The organism is Klebsiella sp. X13 (genome assembly GCF_003323835.1).
Classification (GTDB): domain Bacteria; phylum Pseudomonadota; class Gammaproteobacteria; order Enterobacterales; family Enterobacteriaceae; genus Klebsiella; species Klebsiella ornithinolytica.
Genome location: NZ_CP030874.1, coordinates 3,308,840 through 3,330,686 on the forward strand (window position 1 = coordinate 3,308,840; position 21,847 = coordinate 3,330,686).

General features: G+C 55.6%; 21 protein-coding genes. 2 read left to right on the top strand and 19 right to left on the bottom strand.

Translation table 11 applies throughout. The features are described from left to right. Positions 1–131 precede the first annotated feature (131 nt). Complete coding sequence (locus DSD31_RS15715; RefSeq protein WP_004860545.1) at positions 132–2,318, top strand: TonB-dependent siderophore receptor; 2,187 nt, start codon at positions 132–134, stop codon at positions 2,316–2,318. 55 nt (positions 2,319–2,373) lie between these two features. Here DSD31_RS15715 and DSD31_RS15720 read toward each other — a convergent pair whose 3' ends face one another. The 8 genes from DSD31_RS15720 to hinT all read right to left on the bottom strand — a co-directional run bounded on the left by DSD31_RS15720 (position 2,374) and on the right by hinT (position 8,515). Next, complete coding sequence (locus tag DSD31_RS15720; protein WP_004860542.1) at positions 2,374–2,913, bottom strand: glycine zipper 2TM domain-containing protein; 540 nt, start codon at positions 2,911–2,913, stop codon at positions 2,374–2,376. Positions 2,914–3,167: 254 nt separating this feature from the next. After that, positions 3,168–4,472 carry an NAD(P)/FAD-dependent oxidoreductase gene (locus DSD31_RS15725; RefSeq protein ID WP_004860540.1) on the bottom strand — a complete coding sequence of 435 codons (1,305 nt, stop codon included), beginning with the start codon at positions 4,470–4,472 and terminating at the stop codon, positions 3,168–3,170. A 240-nt stretch (positions 4,473–4,712) separates the two neighbouring features. Then, the gene (ycfP, locus tag DSD31_RS15735; protein WP_004860539.1) at positions 4,713–5,255 is read right to left on the bottom strand and encodes an alpha/beta hydrolase YcfP; all 543 of its coding nucleotides are present in this window, start codon (positions 5,253–5,255) and stop codon (positions 4,713–4,715) included. Between the two features lie 26 nt (positions 5,256–5,281). Further along, positions 5,282–6,304 (bottom strand): beta-N-acetylhexosaminidase, encoded by a 1,023-nt coding sequence (gene nagZ / locus DSD31_RS15740; protein ID WP_015584641.1) that lies wholly within the window; start codon positions 6,302–6,304, stop codon positions 5,282–5,284. A 20-nt stretch (positions 6,305–6,324) separates the two neighbouring features. Then, positions 6,325–7,143, bottom strand: a complete 819-nt coding sequence (gene thiK, locus DSD31_RS15745) for a thiamine kinase (protein WP_097357549.1) — start codon at positions 7,141–7,143, stop codon at positions 6,325–6,327. Beyond that, positions 7,124–7,759, bottom strand: a complete 636-nt coding sequence (lpoB, locus tag DSD31_RS15750) for a penicillin-binding protein activator LpoB (protein ID WP_160873623.1) — start codon at positions 7,757–7,759, stop codon at positions 7,124–7,126. The genes thiK and lpoB overlap by 20 nt, the downstream gene beginning before the upstream one ends. Positions 7,760–7,780: 21 nt before the next feature. Continuing rightward, a complete protein-coding gene (locus DSD31_RS15755; protein ID WP_015584643.1) occupies positions 7,781–8,155 on the bottom strand; it encodes a YcfL family putative periplasmic lipoprotein in 375 nt (124 codons plus the stop codon). A gap of 3 nt (positions 8,156–8,158) precedes the next feature. Next, on the bottom strand, positions 8,159–8,515 hold the full coding sequence (hinT, locus tag DSD31_RS15760) for a purine nucleoside phosphoramidase (protein WP_004860530.1): 357 nt from the start codon (positions 8,513–8,515) through the stop codon (positions 8,159–8,161). Between the two features lie 359 nt (positions 8,516–8,874). Here hinT and fhuE point away from each other — a divergent pair, with 359 nt between their 5' ends. Continuing rightward, positions 8,875–11,070, top strand: a complete 2,196-nt coding sequence (fhuE, locus tag DSD31_RS15770) for a ferric-rhodotorulic acid/ferric-coprogen receptor FhuE (protein WP_113991173.1) — start codon at positions 8,875–8,877, stop codon at positions 11,068–11,070. 174 nt (positions 11,071–11,244) lie between these two features. On the opposite strand, the gene ptsG is transcribed toward fhuE, so the two are convergent. The 11 genes from ptsG to DSD31_RS15825 all read right to left on the bottom strand — a co-directional run bounded on the left by ptsG (position 11,245) and on the right by DSD31_RS15825 (position 21,797). Continuing rightward, complete coding sequence (gene ptsG, locus DSD31_RS15775) at positions 11,245–12,678, bottom strand: PTS glucose transporter subunit IIBC (protein WP_004860526.1); 1,434 nt, start codon at positions 12,676–12,678, stop codon at positions 11,245–11,247. Positions 12,679–12,981: 303 nt separating this feature from the next. Beyond that, complete coding sequence (locus tag DSD31_RS15780; RefSeq protein WP_004860525.1) at positions 12,982–13,767, bottom strand: metal-dependent hydrolase; 786 nt, start codon at positions 13,765–13,767, stop codon at positions 12,982–12,984. A gap of 10 nt (positions 13,768–13,777) precedes the next feature. After that, positions 13,778–14,782 carry a DNA polymerase III subunit delta' gene (gene holB / locus DSD31_RS15785; RefSeq protein WP_069476085.1) on the bottom strand — a complete coding sequence of 335 codons (1,005 nt, stop codon included), beginning with the start codon at positions 14,780–14,782 and terminating at the stop codon, positions 13,778–13,780. Continuing rightward, on the bottom strand, positions 14,779–15,420 hold the full coding sequence (gene tmk, locus DSD31_RS15790; RefSeq protein ID WP_113991174.1) for a dTMP kinase: 642 nt from the start codon (positions 15,418–15,420) through the stop codon (positions 14,779–14,781). The genes holB and tmk overlap by 4 nt, the downstream gene beginning before the upstream one ends. After that, the gene (gene yceG, locus DSD31_RS15795) at positions 15,410–16,432 is read right to left on the bottom strand and encodes a cell division protein YceG (RefSeq protein WP_004860519.1); all 1,023 of its coding nucleotides are present in this window, start codon (positions 16,430–16,432) and stop codon (positions 15,410–15,412) included. The genes tmk and yceG overlap by 11 nt, the downstream gene beginning before the upstream one ends. A gap of 2 nt (positions 16,433–16,434) precedes the next feature. Next, the gene (gene pabC, locus DSD31_RS15800; protein ID WP_004860517.1) at positions 16,435–17,244 is read right to left on the bottom strand and encodes an aminodeoxychorismate lyase; all 810 of its coding nucleotides are present in this window, start codon (positions 17,242–17,244) and stop codon (positions 16,435–16,437) included. 132 nt (positions 17,245–17,376) lie between these two features. Continuing rightward, positions 17,377–18,618, bottom strand: a complete 1,242-nt coding sequence (gene fabF / locus DSD31_RS15805) for a beta-ketoacyl-ACP synthase II (protein WP_004860514.1) — start codon at positions 18,616–18,618, stop codon at positions 17,377–17,379. Between the two features lie 86 nt (positions 18,619–18,704). Further along, a complete protein-coding gene (gene acpP, locus DSD31_RS15810; RefSeq protein WP_000103754.1) occupies positions 18,705–18,941 on the bottom strand; it encodes an acyl carrier protein in 237 nt (78 codons plus the stop codon). 210 nt (positions 18,942–19,151) lie between these two features. Beyond that, on the bottom strand, positions 19,152–19,886 hold the full coding sequence (gene fabG, locus DSD31_RS15815) for a 3-oxoacyl-ACP reductase FabG (RefSeq protein WP_004860512.1): 735 nt from the start codon (positions 19,884–19,886) through the stop codon (positions 19,152–19,154). A gap of 12 nt (positions 19,887–19,898) precedes the next feature. Further along, the gene (gene fabD / locus DSD31_RS15820; protein ID WP_004860511.1) at positions 19,899–20,828 is read right to left on the bottom strand and encodes an ACP S-malonyltransferase; all 930 of its coding nucleotides are present in this window, start codon (positions 20,826–20,828) and stop codon (positions 19,899–19,901) included. Positions 20,829–20,843: 15 nt separating this feature from the next. Further along, entirely contained in the window at positions 20,844–21,797 is a 954-nt protein-coding gene (locus tag DSD31_RS15825; RefSeq protein WP_004860509.1) for a beta-ketoacyl-ACP synthase III, read from the bottom strand. Positions 21,798–21,847 lie beyond the last annotated feature (50 nt).

Here is a 21,847-nt window from a genome sequence, read left to right on the forward strand (position 1 = left end):
TGATAACAATAATCACTACGTGCAAAATCCGCTCTTAAGTTTTTCTGCTTATTTCCATCTGTAACATCCGATGCGCCCGCATCGAACACTAAAAACAATATGAATGCCGTTAACTCATAAAAGGAATGCGTATGAACAAGCGTCTCTGGGTGCTTAACCCACTGCTGCTGGCCACCGCCCTGCCCGCCTTTGTCGCGCAGGCGGATGAAGAAAACATTATCGTTAGCGCCAACCGAACTCACCGCACCGTCGCCGAAATGGCGCAAACCACGTGGGTTATCGAAGGTCAGGAGATAGAACAACAGGTTCAGGGTGGAAAGGAGTTCAAAGACGTCCTGGCCCAGTTGATTCCCGGCATTGATGTCAGCAGCCAGGGACGAACCAACTACGGAATGAACATGCGTGGGCGGGCCATCGTGGTGCTGATCGACGGCGTTCGCCTCAACTCTTCCCGTACCGACAGCCGTCAGCTCGACGCCATCGACCCGTTCAACATTGAGCATATTGAAGTCATCTCCGGCGCCACTTCGCTGTATGGCGGCGGCAGTACCGGCGGCCTGATCAATATCGTGACCAAAAAAGGGCAGCAGGAACGCCAGGTGGATCTGGAATTAGGTGGCAAAAGCGGGTTTGCCAACAGCAACGATCACGACGAACGCGTAGCGGCGGCGGTCAGCGGCGGCACCGACCATGCCTCCGGCCGGTTATCGGTGGCTTATCAGCGTTTTGGCGGCTGGTATGATGGCAATAACGATGCGCTGGTCCTCGATAATACGCAGACCGGCCTGCAGCACTCGGATCGTCTGGATGTCATGGGCACCGGCACCATCAACATTGACGATAACCGTCAGCTGCAGCTGGTAACGCAATACTATAAAAGCCAGGGCGATGATTACGGCCTGTATCTCGGCAAAAACATGTCGGCCGTCACCGGCGAGGGTAAAGCCTATACCACCGACGGACTCAATTCCGACCGCGTTCCTGGCACCGAACGGCATCTGATTAGCCTGCAATACTCCGATGCCGATTTCTATGGCCAGAATCTGGTCAGTCAGATCTATTATCGCGACGAGTCGCTGACCTTTTACCCCTTCCCGACGCTCACCAAAGGTCAGGTCAGCAGCTTCTCCTCATCTAAACAGGATACCGATCAGTACGGTGCGAAGATTACCCTCAACAGCCAACCGCTCGACGGCTGGGATCTGACCTGGGGGCTGGATGCCGATCATGAGACCTTTAATGCCAACCAGATGTTCTTCGATCTGAACACCTCGATGGCATCAGGCGGCCTGCACAACGAGTCTATCTATACAACAGGACGTTATCCGGGCTATAGCATTACAAACCTGGCGCCGTTCCTGCAGAGTAGTTATGACCTGAATGATATTTTCACCCTGAGCGGCGGCGTGCGCTATCAGTGGACGGAAAACCGGGTTGATGATTTTGTCGGCTACGCCCAGCAGCAGGATGTCGCCAGCGGCAAGGTGAACTCGGCCGATGCCATCCCGGGTGGTAAAACGGATTATGATAACTTCCTGTTTAACGCCGGTATTGTCGCCCACCTCACCGACCGCCAGCAGACCTGGTTTAACTTCTCGCAGGGCGTCGAGCTGCCGGACCCGGGTAAATACTATGGTATCGGCAAATACGGCGCGGCGGTCAACGGCAACTATCCCCTGCTGTCGAGTGTCAACGTGGGTGATTCGCCGCTGCAGGGGATCAAAGTCAACTCCTACGAACTGGGCTGGCGTTACACCGGCGATAATCTGCGTACCCAGCTGGCGGCATACTACTCCACCTCGGACAAAACCATTGTTGTTAACCGTACCGATATGACGATCGACGTACAATCCGACAAACGGCGTATTTACGGTGTGGAAGGGGCCGTCGATTACTTCTTCCCGGATAGCGACTGGAGCACAGGTGCAAACTTCAACGTGTTGAAATCCCAGGTGAAGAGTGACGGTAGCTGGCAGAAATGGGATGTGACTCTCGCTTCGCCTTCCAAAGCCACCGCCTGGGTCGGCTGGGCGCCGGATCCGTGGTCGCTGCGCGTGCAGACTCAGCAGGTATTCGACCTGAGCGATGCCAGCGGTAATAAGCTCGACGGCTACAATACCGTAGACTTTATCGGCAGCTATGCGCTCCCGGTTGGCAAACTGACCTTCAGCATCGAGAACCTGCTGAACGAAGACTATGTCACCATCTGGGGACAGCGCGCCCCGCTGCTCTACAGCCCGACCTACGGCAGCAGTTCACTGTATGAATACAAAGGTCGCGGGCGTACCTTTGGCCTGAACTACGCCGTCAGCTTCTGATAAAAAAAGCCCCTCAGCCTGAGTGCAGGAGGGGCAAATAACAGTCACGTCTTTTTTACGCTTTGTTGTTAAGGACCAGCTGGCCGTTACTGTCCAGCGGAATCTGCGTACCGGGATCGTGTTCCATGCGGATTTTTCCCTGCTGATCGCCGATTTTGTAGGTCACATCGTAGCCCAGCATTTTGTCCGACTTGTCGTACACCGTTTTACAGCGCTGCTGGGTGGTGGTGTAGGTATCCCCTTCCTGCATCGAGCCCTGAATCTGGTTACCGGCATAACCGCCGCCCAACGCGCCCACTACGGTCGCCACGCTGCGACCACGACCGCCGCCAAACTGATGGCCGATGACCCCGCCGGCAACGGCGCCAAGAACGGAGCCGGCGATGCGGTTTTCATCCTGCACCGGACGACGATGGGTCACGGTGACGTTACGGCATTCCTGACGCGGAGTTTTTACGGTCTCTTTTATCGGTGTACTGGACACCACTTGCGCATATTGCGGGCCACGATCTAAGACGTTAAGACCAGCGACAGCTGCAACACCCAGCGCGGCAGCCACGCCAATCCCTATACCCGCCAACATTGATTTATTCACGGGGTATCCTCCCTTGTTGCTGATAGAAACAATTCTGCTATCGACCCGGGAACCTTGCAAATGAGAAAGCGGATGAAAAATGCGAGGAAAAGCGGAAAACGGAGTGGATTCAGAGGAATCTGAGATGTTATGCGCTCAATGACAGACAGAAATTCTGTCGTTGAGCCGGCAAGGAGATAACCGGCTCAACGTTAGCCTTGTCACAATCCCGAACGCGCCTGGCGGCACAATCCGGGAATGAGGCAAACAGATACTCAGTGCAGCTTCAGACGGGGACGAATGATGCGGTTGATGCGACCTACCAGCATCATCAGGCCGGTCTTGCAGTAGCCGTGCAGCGCGATCTGGTGCATACGGTACAGAGAGATATAGACGAAGCGCGCAATACGTCCTTCAACCATCATTGAACCGCGCATCAGGTTGCCCATCAGGCTCCCGACGGTCGAGTAGTTGGAGAGCGAAACCAGCGAACCGTGATCTTTGTAGACGTAGGACTTCAGCGGTTTGTCTTTCATCTGCGCCAGAATATTATTCAGCGCGCAGGTCGCCATCTGGTGAGCCGCCTGGGCGCGCGGCGGCACAAATCCGCCTTCCGGACGCGCGCAGGATGCGCAGTCGCCGATCGCATAAATATCCGGGTCAAGCGTCGTTTGCAGCGTTGGCTGAACCACCAGCTGGTTAATGCGGTTGGTTTCCAGACCGCCGATCTCTTTCATAAAGTCCGGCGCTTTGATCCCCGCCGCCCAGACCATCAGGTCGGCATTAATGAACTCGCCGTCTTTGGTGTGCAGACCGTTGGCATCGGCGCTGGTCACCATGGTTTTCGTCAGGACGCGCACGCCAAGCTTTGTCAGTTCATTGTGAGCGGCGCCGGAAATACGCGGCGGCAGCGCAGGAAGAATACGCTCACCCGCTTCAACCAGGGTCACGTTCAATGCCTCGTTAGTCAGCCCTTTATAACCGTAGCTGTGCAGCTGCTTCACCGCGTTGTGCAGTTCAGCCGAGAGCTCAACGCCGGTTGCCCCGCCGCCCACGATCGCGATATTGACTTTGCCGTTGGCGCCGAGGTTAGCCGAGTATTTCAGGAACAGGTTCAGCATTTCCTGATGGAAACGACGCGCCTGGTGCGGGTTATCAAGGAAAATACAGTTCTCTTTGACGCCCGGAGTATTAAAATCGTTAGAGGTACTGCCCAGCGCCATCACCAGCGTGTCGTACGGCAGTTTGCGCTCGGCGACCAGCAGCTCGCCCTTCTCGTCACGCAGCTCGGACAGCGTAATGGTTTTCGCTTCACGGTTAATATCCGCCACTGAACCCAGCTGGAACTGGAAACCGTGGTTGCGGGCGTGGGCCAGATAGCTCAGCGCATCGACACCTTCATCGAGCGAACCGGTCGCCACTTCATGCAGCAACGGCTTCCACAGATGGCTATGATTACGGTCCACCAGCGTGATTTTCGCTTTTTTGTTACGCCCCAGCTTTCTCCCCAGCTGAGTCGCCAGTTCCAGTCCACCGGCACCGCCACCTACGATTACGATTTTTTTCAATGGTGTAGTCACGAGACCCCCTAAAAATATTAACCAATTGTTAATTAAAAGTTATATAAATAGCTCTTATTTAACAACAAGTTACAGCAGTGAAACCATTCAGCGAAATTGAGAATACCATGAACGGGTCATTGGTCATACCAAAATTGATATGCATCAAGTTTTACCGCCTGTTTTTTAACCATGCCATCACCGGCGACATAAAAAAAGCCCGCCGTATTCACATACGACGGGCCGGAGGCCGGGAGCAGATCAGCCTAGCGTCTTAAAGGCTTTTATCCGCTGCAGATGGGGTGAGATGTTTTTGAATTTGTGGGTCTGCTCATGATCCCAGATGATTTCATAGTAGTGATGCAGCAGGTCGGCGGAACGCTGGCTGTCCAGCGCTTCGTCCTGGCGGGAGAGTATCACCAGACAACGATCGCGGTTTTTCTCGCGGAAATTGTTGACGCACTTGGTCCCGATATCAGCATACTCTTCAGGCCTGTCGATCTTCCCTTCCATGTTTTCCGCAGGAAACAGATTGGGGTTAAAAATAGCCTGACGCACATCGCAAAGGAAACCGATCCGTTCCGCCCAATAGCCGCCCAGACCGACGCCGCAAATCAGCGGCCGATCGTCAGTATTAAGCTGCAGCATTTTATCGACTTCTTTTAACAAGTGCTGCATATCATGTTTTGGGTGCCGCGTGCTGTAGCTTATCAGACGCACATCGGGATCGATAAACTGCAGCTGCAGCACCTTCTCATGGTTTCCGGGACTGTTTGAGTCAAAACCGTGTAAATAGATAATCATCGCATCCTCACCAGACTTCAGGTCAATTACGCAGACTTCGCCTCTTGCCAACGCGCGTGGAGCTGCTCCAGCTGCGCATTAACCGTCTTCCAACGGGCAGAATCCCTTAACTCCTGACGGGTAAATGAACCTTTATGATACAATTTCGTAACACGCTCTGCTTTGATCGGCGACAGGTTATCCAGCACGCTGACCGCCCCCTTACGATTATTGCAGACCAGGATCATATCGCAACCTGCATCCAGCGATGCCTGCCCGCGTTCGGCATAGCTGCCCATGATCGCCGCCCCTTCCATCGACAGATCGTCAGAGAAGATCACCCCATCGAAACCCAGTTCACCGCGCAACACCGTCTTGAGCCAGTGCGCTGAACCGCTGGCCGGGCGCGGATCCACATCGCTGTAGATAACGTGGGCAGGCATAATGGCGTCGAGACGATTTTCCGCCACCAGGGTGCGGAAAACCGCCATATCCCGGGCCCGAATCTCGGCTTCAGCACGCGGATCTCGCGGCGTCTCTTTATGCGAATCCGCGGTCACTGCGCCGTGTCCCGGGAAGTGTTTCCCGGTGGTTTTCATTCCCGCCTCGTGCATTCCGTCGATAAAGCGGCGGGCGATAGCCAGCGCTTTATCCGGATCGTCATGATAAGCGCGTTCACCGATCGCGGCACTGATGTGGCCGACATCGAGAACCGGCGCAAAGCTGATATCGATATCCATCGCGATCATCTCGCTGGCCATCAGCCAACCGGCCTGAGCCGCCAGCGCGCCGCCCTCTTCCATCCCCAGTAGCGCCGCAAAAGATTGCGCGGCCGGCAGTCGGGTAAACCCCTCGCGAAAGCGCTGAACGCGACCGCCTTCCTGATCGACGGCCACCACCAGATGATTGCGCGAAGCCTCGCGGATCTGGCGCACCAGCTCCCGCAGTTGGGCCGGATCGTGATAGTTGCGGGTGAATAAAATCAGCCCGCCCACCAGCGGATGAGCGAGAATCTCACGCTCTTCCGCATCCAGTTCAAACCCTTCGACATCCAACATTACCGGACCCACACTGACCTCTCTTATCCTTTTCATTCTTTGCCTAACTGACACCATGTTTCATCTGCCAGCGTGATAAATTGCCGGTCGCCGGTCTGCTGCCAGCGGCGTTCATACCAGCCCGCCATCAGCAATATGACCCAGGGACGCCAGCGTTGTACCTGTCGCCACAGCAGCCGCTCATCAATATGTGCCAGCCGGGAATATGCGGTGACCAGCTGGCGATGCGCCGTCGGCGCAATCCACACCGCGGCCAGCTCCAGCGCAATGTCGCCATCGCCCGCATATTCCCAGTCGATCAACCGCGGCCCCGCTTTCGTATGGACAATATTGCCGGCGTGCACATCCATATGTAGCGGCGCCAGCCGCAGAGGGCGAGGCTCGCCGCGCTGCAACAAACGTTTATGCCAACGCAACCACAGCGGCGTGCGCCGCGCAGGATCGCAGGCCAGCCAGTAGCGTTCAAGCAGCGGTGCCAGCGCCACACGCCAGCCCAGACGCGGCTGCCGGTGCAGATGATACAATAACCCTGCCAGCCGCGGGCACTCCGGAAGCGTGCTTTTCATCTCGCCGTCGCAATATTCCACCGCCAGCCATCCCGGCGAATAGAAAAGCGGCGCGGGGACGACGGTCTTCGGCAGGCGAGACAAGGTGCGGTACTGGCGGAGGAATTCACGGGCGGGAGCGTCGGGGTCGTGCGGCTGGCGCAGGACCAGCCGCCGGACGCCGTCGCTGATAATACAGCTGCCGCCGCTCAGGCCATTCTGGCCCAGGCCGGCGACAGGTGAATAGCGGGGAAAAAAGCGCGACAACACCTCATCGCGCGTCAGTTTACTGTTGCTGAACGGCACCTTTACCTGACCAAATAATCTCGCCGGTCTGAACCAGCATCAGCTGCATTTTCAGCTCAGGTGAATTGACGTTGCCGGTCGCATTTGAGTACAACACGTACTGAGCTCCCACGGTACGGGCAATCCCCATCGCTTTGCTGCGGCTGCCGAGACTATCCTGAGGGGATAAACCCAGCTGCTGTTTTGCCACGCCCAGCTGCTGGGCAGACACCAGCGTAAATTTGCCATTCCCGCTCAGGGCATTGCGCAACGCCGTCGTCGCCTCTCCGGCGTTTAGCGTGCCGTTGGTGCGGTTATTCACGCTGTCGACCAGCAGAATACTTCCCGCATTGACGCCGCCTGCCTGCAGCATTTGTCCCACCATCGGTTGTACCGCCGCATTCCAGTCATAATGACGCACGCGCGGCGCTGGCTGTGCCGGCTGCTGCTCGTGTTCAATCGGCCCGGGCTGCCCCGGAATAGTCGGAACCGTAGGTACGGTTGGTACCGTCGGCTGCGGCTGGGCGGGCTGCGTTGGCTTCGGCTGCGCCTCCTCAACGGGAGCGGGCTCCTGACGTTGCCCCACGCACCCAGCAAGGAATATCGCCAGTGCCGTGATTAACGCGTAGCGACACATTTTAATCATTACAATTACCCCTTACAGATAAAGATACAGGCGGGCCTTATGCGCCCCCAAAATATTCGCGCTACCGTACAAGGTGACAGAAGAGTGCGCAGGCACCGTGATACTCCGGGCCGGCTCCAGCGGATGCATTTCCAGTCCTCTGGCGTCATACCAGAAGAAGCGGTAATGCACGGTGATCGGTTCCTGTCGTTCATTAAACAGTCTGGAAGTGGCGGTTGCCTGAATCTCTGAGGCCGTGACCTCTGGCGCATCGGCGCTGATGCCCGCCGCCAGCACGTTGGATTCCATCACCAGAGTCTGCTGTTCACCCACGGGGATTTCCGCATGGGAACCGCACCCGACCAGGAGCACAGCCGCCAGAAGCGGGCCGAAATGAGCTGCGCGCATCGATTAACCTTTGTGAGCCAGCATCGGACCTAGCGGGCGACCGCCCAGCAGGTGCATGTGGATATGGTAGACTTCCTGGCCGCCGTGGCGATTGCAATTGACAATCAGACGATAGCCATCGTCAGCAAGACCCTCATCACGCGCAATTTTTGCCGCCACGGTCATCATGCGCCCCAGCGTCAGTTCATGTTCAGCGGTCACATCGTTGACGGTAGGAATCAGGATATTGGGGACAATCAGAATGTGGGTCGGCGCCTGCGGGGAAATATCGCGAAAAGCGGTCACCAGTTCATCCTGATAAACCATATCCGACGGGATCTCCCGGCGAATGATTTTGCTAAAAATCGTTTCTTCTGCCATGACTGATTCCTTATTAATTTTTATACCGTGCTCTGGCCTGCCTCTGCAGATAAACGCGGATGCACAGGATTCGCCTAAGAGTATGAGCGAGTTACTCCTCCTCTTTCAACCTGAATGCGCTTTTTCTTATCCCGCGGCGCTGTTAGCTGCTGATGGATTAATCATATCTCCGGTGAATGCGTTTAACCGAAGCGCTAATTGCCGTTTCTGATAACACTTCTTACTTCTGTTTACACATTAAATACTAATGCGTATATTTCTCATTTGTATTCACTATTGGATGCGGTGCGCTTCCAGACACGATATGACCGTGGCCGTAGAGTCCCGGCACATAACAATAACTATTTGATTAAGGGTTTATGATGCTTCTCACGATTAATTCCCGGGATCGGCGTATCGCGCCGTCCCTGCTGGCCGTTGGTATTGCGCTGGCGCTTCATCCCGGCCTCAGCATTGCCGCCGCCGATACCGACGATACCATCATTGTAGAAGGTACAACGGAAATCAGGCCTGATGCCCAGCAGCAGGATTACAGCGTTAAAACCACCACCACTGGCACTAAACTGCTATTAGTACAACGGGATATCCCACAATCCGTCAGTGTCATCAGCCAGCAGCGCATGCAGGACCAGGAACTCAACACTATCGAACAGGTTCTGGATAATACGACCGGCGTGAGCGCATCCCGCGTTGACACCCATCGTACTAACTTTTATTCCCGCGGCTTCTTCGTCAGCAACTTTGCGTATGAAGATATGCCAACGTTCCTCGATAACCGATGGAACTTCGGCGATACCGCTGGCGATACGGCAATTTATGACAAAATCGAAGTAGTACGCGGCGCGGCGGGGTTAATGAGCGGCACGGGCAACCCTTCAGCCTATGTCAACATGGTACGTAAGCATGCCGACAGTAAAGAATTTAAAGGCTCGGTTTCTGCCACCTATGGCAGCTGGAACAATCAACGTTATGTATTGGATCTCCAGGCTCCGTTAACCGAGTCGGGCAACGTCCGGGGACGGGTCATCACCGGCTACCAGGATAAGGATTCGTGGGTTGAACGTAACCACTATCGTAAAAAATTCATCTACGGCGTCGTGGATGCGGACGTCACGGATTCCACCACTCTTTCGTTGGGCTATGACTATCAGGAGAGTGAGGAAGACAGCCCGACCTGGGGCGGTTTCCCGTCAATGTTCAGCGATGGCAGCAAGACCCATTTCCGTCGAGGCTTTAACACCGCGGCCGACTGGACCTACTCTAACGTCGATTCAACCAAAATCTTCGCCAACCTCACACAGCGCTTTGATAACGGCTGGGAAGCCAAAATCAATACCATGCACGCGGAAACCAACTTTGACAGCAAGTTAATGTATATCGACGGTTATCCCGATAAAGCAACGGGACTGTATGACGCATCCAAATGGTATGGCGCCTGGGGCGGCTGGAACAAGGGTCAACGTAAACAGGACTCAGTGGACGCATTCGTACGCGGCGGGTACAACCTGCTGGGCCGCCAGCATGAAGTCATGTTCGGCGGCAGCTATAGCCGCCAGCGCAATAACTATGACAACGCCTATCCGGTTAACGATAACTATGGCCTGATGGACGTTGGCAGTATTTACGACTATAACGGTAAGCTGTCCGACCCGGCATGGTCCAATTTTGCGCTCTATCAGCGCGACGTGATCCGGCAGAAATCCCTGTATGCCGCGTCGCGCATCTCCCTTGCGGATCCGCTGCACCTGATCCTTGGCGCCCGCTATACAGAGTGGAGCGCTAAATATAACCTCGAGCGCCAGCCGGATGAAATCCGTCACGCAAAATTCGACGACGTGACCCCGTATGCCGGCCTGATTTATGACATCGACGATACCTGGTCCGTTTACGCCAGCTATACCTCTATCTTCCAGCCGACCGGCCAGCGCGATATCAATAGTGTGTTCCTCGATCCGACGACCGGTAAGAGCTATGAAACAGGCGTGAAAGGTGACTGGTTCGACACTCGTCTGACAGCAACGGTATCCCTCTTCCGTATTGAACAGGACAACGTCGCCGTGAATACCGGGACAACAATTCCAGGTTCTGGTGGCCAGACGGCATATAAATCTGTCGATGGCACCGTCAGCAAAGGGATTGAATTTGAGCTGAACGGTGCGCTGACCGATAACTGGCAATTAACCTTTGGCGGCAGTCGCTACGTTGCAGAAGATGAAGACGGAAATGCGGTTAACCCAAGCCAGCCGCGTACCTCACTGAAGTTGTTCACCCGTTACCAGTTGCCAGTGTTGCCGGCATTGACCATCGGCGGCGGCGCGCGCTGGCAGAATAAAACCTGGCAAGAGCTTGATACTGGCCCGAACAACGTCAGCACGATTACCCAAAGCGGTTACACGATTATCGATCTGTTCACCCGCTACCAGGTGAGTAAAAACTTTGCCGTGCAGGGCAATGTCAACAACCTGTTCGACAAAGAGTACTACGACTATCTGGGTAGCTACGGCGTGTATGGTGCGCCACGCAACTTCTCAGTTAATGCCAGCTACAGCTTCTGATCTATCGATTTAAGCTGTTCTCTACCAGTCAGTCCCCGCTCGTGAATAATATGGCGGGGGCTTTTTCATCCCCGATATCATCCATCTCGTCTCTTGTTCACCTGTTCATCCGCGGCCCAAGGCAGCAATAAAAAAGGCAGCCAGTTGGCTGCCTTAGTCTCCCCACATCACGACTTAGTTGCTGCGGATGTATTCATCCATTTCAGTTTTCAGGTTATCGGATTTGGTCCCGAAGATTGCCTGAACACCTGAACCTGCAACAACCACACCAGCAGCGCCCAGTTTTTTCAGGCCAGCCTGATCAACTTTCGCTACGTCGGCCACGCTGACGCGCAGACGGGTGATGCATGCATCAAGGTTAGTGATGTTGTCTTTACCGCCGAACGCTGCAATCAGTGCCGGAGCCATTTCGCTGGTCGCACCGGCTTTGCTGTCTTCAGTGGTATCTTCACGACCTGGAGTTTTCAGGTCCAGTGCTTTAATCAGCACGCGGAAGATAACGTAGTAGACGATGGCATAGCAGATACCGACGATCGGGAACAGCCACAGCTTGCTGCTGTTACCAGACAGGACGATGAAGTCGATCAGACCGTGAGAGAACGACGTACCATCACGCATACCCAGCAGGATACAGATCGGGAAGGCCAGACCGGCAAGAATTGCGTGGATAACGTACAGAATCGGCGCAACGAACATGAAGGAGAACTCGATCGGCTCGGTGATACCGGTCAGGAACGAGGTCAACGCTGCGGAGATCATGATACCGCCCACTTTCGCGCGGTTTTCCGGCTTAGCGGAGTGCCAAATCGCGATAGCAGCAGCCGGCAGGCCGTACATTTTGAACAGGAAGCCACCGGACAGTTTACCCGCAGTCGGGTCGCCTGCCATATAACGAGGGATATCGCCGTGGAAGACCTGACCTGCCGCGTTGGTGTATTCACCAATCTGCATCTGGAAAGGAACGTTCCAGATGTGGTGCAGACCAAACGGTACCAGGCAGCGTTCGATGAAGCCGTAGATACCGAACGCCACAACCGGGTTCTGGTATGCCGCCCACTGAGAGAAGGTCTGGATAGCAGTACCGATCGGTGGCCAGATGAAGGACAGGATCACGCCGGTGAAAATAGCGGCGAGACCGGAGATAATCGGAACAAAACGCTTGCCCGCAAAGAAGCCCAGATATTCAGGCAGCTTGATACGGTAGAAGCGGTTGAACATGTACGCTGCAATAGCACCAGAGATAATACCGCCGAGTACGCCGGTATCAGCCAGGTGTTTGGCCGCAATTTCTTCAGCAGGTAAATGCAGAACCAGCGGCGCAACGACCGCCATGGTTTTCACCATGATGCCGTAAGCAACAACGGAAGCCAGCGCAGATACGCCGTCGTTATTGGTGAAGCCAAGCGCCACACCGATAGCGAAGATCAATGGCATATTGGCAAAGACTGAACCGCCTGCTTCTGCCATAACGTGGGAAACAACGGCTGGCAGCCAGCTGAAGTTTGCGGAACCGACGCCCAGCAGGATACCTGCGATAGGCAGCACGGAGACCGGCAGCATCAGCGATTTACCGACCTTCTGCAGGTTAGCAAATGCATTCTTAAACATAATTGAGAGTGCTCCTGAGTATTTGGTGCTTTTTACGTTTTCACGCATTGGCACGGGGGGAGAACCGTGCCGTGGACAGGACATCTAAGCGCCCTTTATTTATTACACAGAGTAAAATAATTGACGGAATCATTGTTTGACGGCTATCACGTTTCAATCAGTCAGCGTTGAAAAATTTACACCAACTTACATAAGCCGTGTCTGGATGTTGCAAAAAACCCTTCACCGCCCATTTTGTGGCGGTGAACTTTACTCGCTTTACCTATTAATTACGAGCCTTAAAATAATAGAAAGATCGGCAGGTTACAGTCTGGCGGGGTCAATGTGGAACAGGCTGGCGAAATTTTGCGTGGTCTGTTGCGCCAGCTGCTCAAGCGAAACCCCCTTCAGTACCGCCATGTATTCCGCAACATCGCGTACCATTGCCGGCTGGTTTTCTTTGCCGCGATGCGGGACCGGCGCCAGATACGGCGAGTCGGTTTCCACCAGCAGACGGTCGAGCGGAACATAGCGCGCGGCATCGCGCAGCTGTTCGGCATTACGGAAGGTGACGATCCCGGAAAACGAGATATAGAAACCCATATCCAGCAGTTTACCTGCCGTCTCCCTGTCCTCAGTGAAACAGTGTAGTACGCCACCGCAATCCGTCACTTTTTCTTCCTGTAAAATCGCCAGCGTGTCGGCGCGCGCGTCGCGGGTATGCACGATAACCGGCTTGTTTAACTCGCGGCCAATGCGGATATGATCGCGAAAGGAAGCCTGCTGGCGGGGTTTGGTTTCCGGCGTGTAAAAATAGTCCAGCCCGGTCTCCCCCATTGCGACAACCCCCTCTTCCGCCGCCAGCTTGCGCAGCTCGTCAACATCGTACTCTTCATCCTGATTGAGCGGATGGACGCCGCAGGAGAAAACCACATTGTCGCGCGGGCCGACCAACTCACGCATTCCGCGGTATCCCGGCAGCGTCGTGGCCACCGCGAGGAAAAACTTCACGTCACGGGCAGCGGCTTTTGCCAGCACATCGTCCACGTCTTTGTGCAGCGTTTGATAATCCAGGCCATCCAGATGGCAGTGGGAGTCGACTAAAAACATAATGTCTCGCTCAGAGGTGGGATACGGGAAGTACCGTCCCAGGTTGCAGGTAATGTTCCCAGCGCAGAAGGCGCTCGGTTAGCAGCAGTTCGCGGTTGACGCCAACCACGTTCAACAGCTGGTCCCGGCAGGCGCTGACGTCGCGTGCGATCGCCTGCAAGCGGGCGGCAGGCAGCGCCTGCGCCAGCTGATTGACCAGCGTCCAGGCATCAGGGTTACTCACCAGGGTGATTCCCTGCTGCCGTTTTTGTGCATCCAGCAGCAGCGATGCCAGCCAGTGCAAACGAACTGCGGCCTGTTCGTGATTCAGAATCGGCAGCAGCGCCAGCCAGTCGCCGCTGCTTAACACGCTCGCCAGCGTCTGGACCAGCTGCTGCCGGGAAGCCCAGTGACTTTCCTGCAGCAGATCCAGCGCCGCCGCAGGCGCATTCGCGCTCAGGCGTAGCGCGGAGAGCAGCGCCTCCTGAGGCAGTGCCACCTCGCGTTCCAGCCACGCCAGCCCGTAGGACTCTGACGGTGGCGCAAGGTGATGGAGGCGACAGCGGCTGCGCAGCGTGGCCAGCAACCGCGCGGGTTCCTGACAGGCGAGGAAAAACCAGGTGTTTTCCGGCGGTTCTTCCAGCGTTTTTAACAGGGCATTTGCCGCGGCATCCGTTAACAAGGCAGCATCGCCTATCCATACCACTTTGGCGCCGCCAAGACGGGAACGCTCATACAGCTTTTCGTTAACGTCACGCACCGCGTCAATACCGAGGGCGCTTTTGCCTTTTTCCGGCGCCAGGGTGTAGTAATCGGGGTGCGTGCCAGCCTGCATCAGCTGGCAGCTATGGCACTGCCCGCAGCTTTTATTTCCTTCCGGCTGGCGGCACATGAGATAGCGGCACAGCGCATAGATCAGCGCCTCGCCCCCCATGCCAGGCAATGCCTGAAGCAGTAACGCATGGTGACCCCGTCCAGCCTGATAGCCGGCGACTAATTGTTCAAATGACGGGCGTAACCACGGGTACCATTTCATGCGCTTTGCTCCGCGACCCACCGACTGATAACCGCCCTGATATCGCTTGCGACGGCGTCCAGCGATTGCGTCGCATCGATGGTGTGAATAGTAGGATCCTGCGCCGCCAGCTCAAGGTAGCGCGCCCGGGTACGATTGAAGAAATCCAGCGACTCTTGTTCAATGCGATCGAGTTCGCCGCGCGCGCGCGCGCGCTTCAGACCCACCTCCGGCGTCACATCCAGATACAGCGTCAGGTGCGGGCGAAAATCGCCCAGTACCGCATCACGCAGCGTCGCCAGCATCGTCTGGTCGATACCGCGACCGCCGCCCTGATAGGCCTGGGTCGACAGATCGTGACGATCGCCGATGACCCATTGGCCGCGAGCCAGAGCGGGTTTGATCACCGTCTCGACCAGCTGAACGCGGGCGGCGTAAAACATCAGCACTTCGGCTTTGTCATTAATCACTTCATCGCCGGTGGATTGAATATCCAGCACCAGGCTGCGCAGCTTCTCGGCCAGAATAGTGCCGCCCGGCTCACGGGTAAACACCAGATCGCTGATACCCGACTCCTGCAGCGCCTCCACCACCAGATTGCGCGCGGTGGTCTTCCCTGCGCCTTCCAGGCCTTCGATAACGATATAGTTATTGCGCATTTTTTTCCTTAAGTACTTTCAGATAATCCTGTACCGAGCGGTTGTGGCTGGCCAGATTGGTATTAAACGTATGCCCACCTTTACCATCGGCAACAAAATAGAGATAAGGCGTTTTCGCCGGGTGCGCCGCGGCGTTCAGAGAGGCTTCTCCCGGTACGGCGATAGGCCCCGGCGGCAAACCGCCGATCGCGTAGGTATTGTAGGCCGTCGGCGTCTCCAGATCTTTGCGAGTCAGCTTGCCAGTATAACTCTCCCCCATACCGTAGATCACGGTCGGGTCGGTTTGCAGACGCATGCCAATCCGCAGACGATTGATAAATACCGACGCCACGCGGTCGCGTTCTGCGGCAACCGCCGTCTCTTTTTCAATAATGGACGCCATGGTCAGCAGCTGGTTCTGATCTTTGTACGGCAGATTATCCATCCGCCCTTCCCAGGCTTTTTCGACCTGCGCGACCATCTTCTGATGCGCGCGCTTGAGGATCGCCACATCGCTGGTATGGGCGGTATACATCCAGGTATCCGGCCAGAACCAGCCTTCAACCCAGTCCGCATGCTCGAGGTTAAGCGCCTGGGCGACGGTTTCGTAGCGATCGTCCGCCAGCGTATGTTTGATGTACGGCGCATCGCGCAGCTGACGCAGGTAGTCGCTCACCCGCATCCCTTCCACAAACCGCAGCGGGAACTGGGCCTCTTTGCCGCTGCCCAGCAGTTGCAGCATTTCACGCACCGTCATGTTCGGCGTGAAGCGGTAGGTACCGGCTTTAAAGTGGGATAATTCAGGCTCAAGACGTAGCAGCCACTGGAATACGCGCGGCCGGTTAATGACCTTATCGCCGTACAGCTGTTCGCCCAGCGCCATGCGCCCGGTACCGGCCTCTAAGGTGAAGATCGTCTCTTCTTTAATCAGCAGCTTGCTCTGGGCAAGCTGACGAACTTTCCAGATGCCCGCGCCTGCAGCAATGCCCAGCACGACCAATAACAGCAGGATAAAACGTAACATTTTCTTCATGACTAACCAGACAGCTCACACAGTGGGGCTAAAAAATGATAAAGCTCTCGCGAGGACCAGCATGTCTCGTCCCAGCGGCGAACCGGTACCAGCGGCATCAGCGCATTGCATATCAGCACTTCATCGGCATCACGCAAGGCATCTGCGCCCGCAGTGACTTCGACAACGCGAAACGGCGATTGTGCCAGCTGCGCGATGCAATGCTGACGCATAATGCCATTGACTCCGGCATGATCGAGACGTGGCGTAAACACATCCATCCCCTTGCGCCAGAACAGATTTGCGGCACAGCATTCCGTAAGCCACCCGTCGCTGTCAAGAACCAGCGCCTCATCGGCGTCCGTCTGCTCAAGATGAGACCGGATCAACACCTGCTCCAGTCGGTTCAGATGCTTCAGCCCGGCCAGCAATGGATTACGCCCCAGGCGAACCGGGCTTAGCGTCAGCGCAACGCCGGTTTCTTGCCAGCGCGCATAATGGGCGGGATAAGCTGAAACGCTGAGGATACGTGTGGGACTCTGACAGCTCGCGCCGCTGTAGCCGCGACCGCCCGCCCCCCGGGTCAGTATCACTTTCAGCACGCCGCTTTGCTGTTCAAGCGCCAGGCGCTGCATTTCAGCTTCCAGCTGCTGCCATTGTGCGTAGGGAATCATGAGCGCTGCGCAGGCCAGCTGCAAACGTCGGAGATGGGCCGGCAACATCTGCACTTGATGTCCCACGATACGTGCGGTGGTAAAGCACCCGTCGCCGAACTGGATTGCCCGGTCACTGGCGGCGAGGGTGTCCCGTTCAATGCCATTAATCAAGAACATAGCGGCTCCTTATCGGTGGCCTGTCAGTGTCTCAGGATGAATTACGCAGGACAAGCAGAGAAAGCTGAAGAAAAAAGAAGGCCCGCATTTTATGCAGGCCTGAGTCAGGATTTAGCGGCAGGCGCGACGGGCTTAGATCTTTTTAAAGATCAGTGAACCGTTGGTGCCACCAAAGCCGAAGGAGTTACACAGCGCGTACTCCATACCGGAAACCTGACGCGCTTCGTGCGGAACGAAGTCCAGGTCACAACCCTCATCCGGATTATCCAGGTTGATGGTCGGCGGAACCACGCCATCGCGCAGCGCCAGGATGGAGTAGATCGATTCTACTGCTCCGGCGGCGCCCAGCAGGTGCCCGGTCATTGATTTGGTTGAGCTGACCATCACGCGGCTTGCAGCATCGCCGAAGACAGATTTAACCGCCTGCGCTTCTGCTTTATCGCCCGCCGGCGTCGAGGTGCCGTGCGCATTGACGTAAGCAATCTGGCCCGGTTCAATCCCTGCATCGCGGATGGCATTCACCATCGCCAGGGCCGCACCGGCACCATTCTCCGGAGGAGACGTCATATGGTAAGCATCGCTGCTCATACCAAAGCCGACGATTTCCGCGTAGATTTTCGCGCCGCGTTTTTTGGCGTGTTCGTACTCTTCCAGCACGACCATACCCGCACCGTCGCCCAGCACAAAACCGTCACGATCTTTATCCCACGGACGGCTTGCCGCCTGCGGATTGTCGTTGCGGGTTGAGAGCGCACGCGCGGCACCAAAGCCACCCACGCCAAGCGGGGTACTGGCTTTTTCCGCACCGCCGGCCACCATTGCGTCAGCATCGCCGTACGCAATGATACGCGCAGCCTGACCAATATTGTGTACGCCAGAGGTACAAGCGGTCGCGATAGAAATACTCGGCCCACGCAGACCAAACATGATGGTCAAATGCCCGGCCACCATGTTAACAATTGTAGACGGTACAAAGAACGGGCTGATCTTACGAGGTCCGCCGTTGGTCAACGAACTGTGGTTTTCCTCGATCAGGCCGAGACCGCCAATGCCGGAACCAATAGCGGCACCGATGCGGGTTGCGTTCTCTTCCGTTACTTCAAGACCAGAATCCTGCATGGCCTGAACGCCAGCGACAATTCCATATTGAATGAAGGCATCCATCTTGCGCTGTTCTTTGCGCGAGATAATGTCATCACAGTTAAAATCCTTTACTAAGCCAGCAAATTTTGTTGCATAGGCGCTAGTATCGAAATGGTCGATCAGGCTGATGCCACTCTGACCGGCAAGGAGAGCTTTCCAGGTAGACTCTACGGTATTGCCGACAGGAGACAACATGCCCAGTCCGGTCACAACTACACGACGCTTAGACACGGTTGTCCTCCAGGGAGGGAAAATAGATTCTTGTGGGACAAAAAGATAAAACTCAGGCGGTCGAATGACCGCCTGGAGATGTTCACTTACGCCTGGTGACCGTTGATGTAATCAATGGCAGCCTGAACAGTGGTGATTTTCTCAGCTTCTTCGTCCGGAATCTCAGTATCAAACTCTTCTTCCAGAGCCATTACCAGCTCAACGGTGTCAAGAGAATCAGCGCCCAGGTCTTCAACGAAGGAAGCATTGTTGGTAACTTCTTCCTGCTTAACGCCCAGCTGTTCGCCGATAATTTTCTTAACGCGTTCTTCGATAGTGCTCATACTCTTAAATTTCCTATCAAAACTCGCTTTCGCGATGGTTTTCGTAGTGTATAAAATGTTGAAAAATTTGCAACTAAATCCCGGCAGGTCTTACCACGATTTTACGCTATTTTGCGGGTGTTTGCCCTCAGAACGCAAATCATTTTGCACAAAACCGCATTCGGGATCGCACAGACTGCGCGGTTCCTGAGCGTTTTGTGCAAATCTCGGTCAGACCATATACATTCCGCCGTTGACGTGCAGGGTTTCACCAGAGATGTAACCTGCTTCGTCAGAAGCTAAGAACGCAACCGCACTGGCGATTTCTTTTGCATCGCCGAGGCGACCCGCAGGAACTTGCGCCAGAATACCCGCACGCTGATCTTCAGACAGCGCACGCGTCATGTCCGTTTCAATAAAGCCCGGAGCAACAACGTTAACAGTAATACCGCGGGACGCGACTTCACGTGCCAGCGATTTACTAAAACCAATCAGACCCGCTTTCGCCGCAGCGTAGTTGGCCTGACCAGCATTTCCCATGGTACCGACCACAGAACCGATAGTAATAATGCGGCCGTGACGCTTTTTCATCATAGCGCGCATTACTGCTTTTGACAGACGGAAAACTGATGACAGGTTGGTTTCGATAATATCGTTCCACTCATCATCTTTCATTCGCATTAACAGGTTATCACGAGTAATACCGGCATTATTAACCAGGATATCAACTTCACCAAACTCTGCGCGAATATTTCCCAGAACAGATTCGATAGATGCCGGATCGGTCACATTCAACAGCATACCTTTGCCATTAGCACCGAGGTAATCGCTGATCGCCTGCGCACCGCTTTCGCTGGTGGCCGTGCCGATCACTTTTGCGCCACGGGCGACAAGCGTTTCTGCGATTGCGCGGCCAATGCCGCGACTTGCACCGGTAACCAGCGCGATTTTTCCTTCAAAACTCATGGTATTCCTCTTTTATTGCTCAAGCGCCGCAGACATCGCTGCTGGCTCGTTAAGCGCGGAAGCGGTCAGGGTGTCAACAATACGTTTGGTCAGACCGGTGAGGACTTTACCCGGTCCCACTTCATACAGATGCTCTACGCCCTGGGATGCCATAAACTCAACGGTTTTGGTCCACTGAACCGGGCTGTACAGCTGGCGAATCAGCGCATCGCGAATCGCGTCTGGCGCCGTTTCACACTTCACATCAACGTTGTTCACCACCGAAATAACCGGTGCGTTAAAGGTGATGTTTTGCAGTTCAACCGCCAGTTTTTCCGCCGCAGGCTTCATCAGCGCGCAGTGGGACGGGACGCTCACCGGCAGCGGCAGCGCACGTTTAGCACCGGCAGCTTTGCAGGCGGCACCGGCACGCTCAACGGCTTCTTTGTTGCCGGCAATGACCACCTGGCCCGGCGAGTTAAAGTTGACCGGAGCCACGACCTGCCCTTCGGCAGACTCTTCGCAGGCTTTGGCAATAGACGCATCGTCAAGACCGATAATCGCTGACATGGCGCCGGTCCCTTCCGGAACAGCTTCCTGCATAAATTTGCCGCGCATTTCGACCAGACGCACCGCGTCGGCAAAATCAATCACGCCGGCGCAAACCAGCGCGGAATACTCACCCAGGCTATGACCCGCCAGCAGAGCCGGGGTCTTACCGCCCTGCTGCTGCCAGACGCGATACAGCGCCACGGAAGCAGTCAGCAGCGCAGGCTGAGTTTGCCAGGTTTTGTTCAGTTCTTCCGCCGGGCCCTGCTGAGCAAGCGCCCACAGATCGTAACCCAACGCCGCAGAGGCTTCACGGAAAGTTTCTTCGATAACCGGATACGCCGCTGCCATGTCAGACAACATGCCGACCGTCTGAGAACCTTGTCCCGGGAACACAAAAGCAAATTGCGTCATGTCTAAATCCTTATACTAAAAACGAACCAGCGCGGAACCCCAGGTGAAACCGCCACCAAAGGCTTCCAGCAGAATCAGCTGACCACGCTGGATGCGGCCATCGCGAACCGCTTCATCCAGCGCACAGGGAACGGAAGCCGCGGAGGTATTGCCATGACGATCGAGCGTCACCACCACGTTATCCATCGACATTCCCAGTTTTCTCGCCGTCGCGCTGATGATGCGCAGGTTAGCCTGATGCGGTACCAGCCAGTCCAGCGCCGAGCGATCGAGATTGTTCGCCGCCAGCGTCTCATCAACAATGTGCGCCAGCTCGGTCACGGCAACTTTAAACACTTCGTTGCCCGCCATCGTCAGATAGATCGGATTTTCCGGCTCTACGCGATCGGCGTTCGGCAGCGTTAACAGCTCGCCGTAGCGGCCATCCGCATGCAGGTGGGTGGAAATGATCCCCGGCTCTTCAGAAGCGCCCAGTACGACGGCTCCCGCGCCATCACCAAAAATAATGATCGTCCCGCGATCGTCAGGATTGCAGGTGCGCGCCAGAACGTCAGCGCCAATCACCAGCGCATAGTCCACGGCTCCGTTTTTCACGTATTGATCGGCGATGCTCAGCGCGTAGGTAAACCCTGCGCACGCCGCCGCTACGTCAAAGGCCGGGCAGCCATTAATACCCAGCATAGCCTGAATCTGACACGCTGAACTTGGAAATGCGTGAGTACCCGAGGTGGTCGCAACAACGATCAGACCAATTTGCTCCGGTTTAACGCCCGCCATATCCAGCGCATTTTTTGCCGCTTCAAAACCCAGCGTAGCAACGGTTTCATTCGGTGCAGCAATACGACGTTCACGGATACCCGTACGAGTGACAATCCACTCGTCAGACGTCTCTACCATTTTTTCCAGGTCGGCGTTAGTACGCACTTGCTCGGGCAGATAACTGCCGGTACCAATAATCTTCGTATACATGTACGCTCAGTCACTCTTGGGTAATATACCCGCCTTGTTCAAACCGCTGG

Bases quoted from the DNA above. Each gene is read 5' to 3' on its own strand.
- DSD31_RS15715 (WP_004860545.1), top strand. From the start codon at position 132: ATGAACAAGCGTCTCTGGGTGCTTAACCCACTGCTGCTGGCCACCGCC.
- ycfP (WP_004860539.1), bottom strand. From the start codon at position 5,255: ATGATTATCTATTTACACGGTTTTGACTCAAACAGTCCCGGAAACCAT.
- lpoB (WP_160873623.1), bottom strand. From the start codon at position 7,759: ATGTGTCGCTACGCGTTAATCACGGCACTGGCGATATTCCTTGCTGGG.
- DSD31_RS15755 (WP_015584643.1), bottom strand. From the start codon at position 8,155: ATGCGCGCAGCTCATTTCGGCCCGCTTCTGGCGGCTGTGCTCCTGGTC.
- hinT (WP_004860530.1), bottom strand. From the start codon at position 8,515: ATGGCAGAAGAAACGATTTTTAGCAAAATCATTCGCCGGGAGATCCCG.
- fhuE (WP_113991173.1), top strand. From the start codon at position 8,875: ATGATGCTTCTCACGATTAATTCCCGGGATCGGCGTATCGCGCCGTCC.
- ptsG (WP_004860526.1), bottom strand. From the start codon at position 12,678: ATGTTTAAGAATGCATTTGCTAACCTGCAGAAGGTCGGTAAATCGCTG.
- DSD31_RS15780 (WP_004860525.1), bottom strand. From the start codon at position 13,767: ATGTTTTTAGTCGACTCCCACTGCCATCTGGATGGCCTGGATTATCAA.
- holB (WP_069476085.1), bottom strand. From the start codon at position 14,782: ATGAAATGGTACCCGTGGTTACGCCCGTCATTTGAACAATTAGTCGCC.
- tmk (WP_113991174.1), bottom strand. From the start codon at position 15,420: ATGCGCAATAACTATATCGTTATCGAAGGCCTGGAAGGCGCAGGGAAG.
- yceG (WP_004860519.1), bottom strand. From the start codon at position 16,432: ATGAAGAAAATGTTACGTTTTATCCTGCTGTTATTGGTCGTGCTGGGC.
- pabC (WP_004860517.1), bottom strand. From the start codon at position 17,244: ATGTTCTTGATTAATGGCATTGAACGGGACACCCTCGCCGCCAGTGAC.
- acpP (WP_000103754.1), bottom strand. From the start codon at position 18,941: ATGAGCACTATCGAAGAACGCGTTAAGAAAATTATCGGCGAACAGCTG.
- fabG (WP_004860512.1), bottom strand. From the start codon at position 19,886: ATGAGTTTTGAAGGAAAAATCGCGCTGGTTACCGGTGCAAGTCGCGGC.
- fabD (WP_004860511.1), bottom strand. From the start codon at position 20,828: ATGACGCAATTTGCTTTTGTGTTCCCGGGACAAGGTTCTCAGACGGTC.
- DSD31_RS15825 (WP_004860509.1), bottom strand. From the start codon at position 21,797: ATGTATACGAAGATTATTGGTACCGGCAGTTATCTGCCCGAGCAAGTG.